Raw genomic sequence first — 1986 nt, forward strand, 5'->3', positions numbered from 1 at the left:
TGGCTTGCCAGCGATGGCGGCCGAACAGGCAGCACAACAATCAGCGCGGCATATAGCCCAACTGCCAACGCCGCGGGATCTTCAACGACAACACCCCCAGCGCAGCCGCCAGCAACCCGCTGGCAAACAGCGCCTTGAGCCCGAAATGATGTTCCAGCACGGCACCGAGTACCGCGCCGGCGAACATGCCGGTCCATGGGATCAGTTGCACGCGCCAACCGCTGCGCCGCTCGCCGAGCATCCAGCGACCCAGTCCGCGGCCGAAGCGCGACAGGGCGCCGGTGACATAAGTCAGGCCGACCGGCAGGCCGTTGACCTCTTCCACGGCGGCATTGAGCATGCCCATGGCGATGATGGCCGCCAACAGGGCCGGCAGTTGCGAGTCATAGGGCCAGGCTGCGGCGGCGCACAGCAGGGCGGCAATGCACAACAGCAAGGGCAGTGACCGGCGCCCGCCCAGGCGGCTGACGATAATGCCCAGGGCATTGCCGACGATGAAGGTGGCGATGAGGATTACCAGGCGCAGGGTCAACCCCAGGTCGCCGGCACTGATGGCGACGGCCATCCGCGTGGTGTTGCCGCTCATGAACGAAACGAAATCGCCGCTGGCCATGAAACCGATCGCGTCGGTCATGCCGGCCAGCACCGAGAGCATCGCCACCAGGCTCAGGCCGATGCGCCCGCGCCATTTCTGCGTGTGCAGGTGTCCGGGGCTGGCGTGGGTCTTCGAGGGGGTGGGCAGCATCGATGCAGGGATCCTTGCGCAGGGTTACGGTTCTATCCCGTACAGGTCGCAATACTCCAGCCAGTCCATGCCGGCCATTTCCGCGACTTCCCGGTGCACTTCCAGGCGCTGGGCCTGATAGTCCTCAGGTGTGGCGGCGGTCAGTTGCAGCGTCAGCTCCCAGGCAAACAAACCCAGGCGCTCGGCTTCGGCTTCAAAGGCCTCATGCAAACGCTCATCGCGAAACTGCTCGAGGGTTTCGCCTTTGGCCTGGGCCAGCAGCGGGTTGAGGTGGTCGAGCTCGTCGCGCAATTCGGGACGTTCGTCGAGAAACTTTGCCAGTGCCTGTTCGTGTTGCTGCTCAGGTGCCGCCATGGTCACTCCTTGGGAACGGATGACGCAGATTGCTTCTTGCTGGCCTTGGCCGCTGCCGCCAGGCACTCGAGGGCAAACTGCTCGGTATAGGTCATCTGGATCGGCGTGGTTTGGCCCTTGACGGTTCTTTCGCCCTCAAGGATGTAGCGAATCCGCTTGTCGGTGACGCCGATTCGCTTGGCGATCCAGGAAGGTGTCTGACCGATCTGGCTGATCAGCTTGTCGGCATATTCAGTGGTCGGTTTGTAAAACTCGGCGTTGGGTGTCATGGGGCTTCCAGTGAAAATTGCGATACAGCGATATTGGCGCGACAGGGTGCGCGAATCGTCACGCGATGTCGCGGGTTAAATGAAGTAAAGCAGAACGATACGCGCTGCCACGGTGATACAGTCCGCTTTTTCCTGATGAGTGAATGCAATGCGAATTCTGATGGTGGCGCTGGCCGCTACCTTGCTGGCGGGATGCGCGGGCTCGGCGATGAACGATGCTCGTACCAAGGCCCCGTACAAGACCTTGAACTCCGACAAGCCGGCCAAGGACGTCGCCCAGTGCGTGCAGTTTTCCTGGCAGGACGAAGGGGTGTTCGGCGTTGATGCTGCCGCGTACCTGGAGCAGGGAGAAAAGGGCAGCACCACCGTCTATACCCGCTCGGCGGAATCTTTTGTCGACGTGACTACCGATGCCTCGGGCACCGTATTGAGTTACTACGCGCAGCAGGACGACTTTGTCGCCAAGCGCCGCCTGGCGGCACTGGCCACCTGCCTCTGATCTGATGGGTTGATGCAATGCCCTGTAGGAGCTGCCGCAGGCTGCGATCTTTTGATCTTGTTTTTTCTCGATCTCAAGTTTGCCGAAGATCAAAAGATCGCAGCCTGCGGCAGGTCCTA

General features: G+C 61.7%; 4 protein-coding genes. 1 reads left to right on the forward strand and 3 read right to left on the reverse strand.

Annotated features, from left to right (window positions below; genetic code table 11):
• Positions 1–40: 40 nt before the first annotated feature.
• From PMI35_RS05980 to PMI35_RS05970, 3 genes are read right to left on the reverse strand one after another with little or no spacing between them, the layout of a single operon-like run.
• Positions 41–745 carry a YoaK family protein gene (locus PMI35_RS05980; RefSeq protein ID WP_008064341.1) on the reverse strand — a complete coding sequence of 235 codons (705 nt, stop codon included), beginning with the start codon at positions 743–745 and terminating at the stop codon, positions 41–43.
• A gap of 24 nt (positions 746–769) precedes the next feature.
• Positions 770–1099 (reverse strand): DUF6388 family protein, encoded by a 330-nt coding sequence (locus PMI35_RS05975; RefSeq protein ID WP_008064343.1) that lies wholly within the window; start codon positions 1097–1099, stop codon positions 770–772.
• Between the two features lie 2 nt (positions 1100–1101).
• The gene (locus tag PMI35_RS05970; RefSeq protein ID WP_008064345.1) at positions 1102–1368 is read right to left on the reverse strand and encodes a hypothetical protein; all 267 of its coding nucleotides are present in this window, start codon (positions 1366–1368) and stop codon (positions 1102–1104) included.
• A 148-nt stretch (positions 1369–1516) separates the two neighbouring features.
• Here PMI35_RS05970 and PMI35_RS05965 point away from each other — a divergent pair, with 148 nt between their 5' ends.
• A complete protein-coding gene (locus tag PMI35_RS05965) occupies positions 1517–1867 on the forward strand; it encodes a hypothetical protein (RefSeq protein WP_008064346.1) in 351 nt (116 codons plus the stop codon).
• The last annotated feature ends 119 nt before the right edge of the window (positions 1868–1986 follow it).

This window comes from Pseudomonas sp. GM78 (genome assembly GCF_000282475.1).
Lineage (GTDB): Bacteria > Pseudomonadota > Gammaproteobacteria > Pseudomonadales > Pseudomonadaceae > Aquipseudomonas.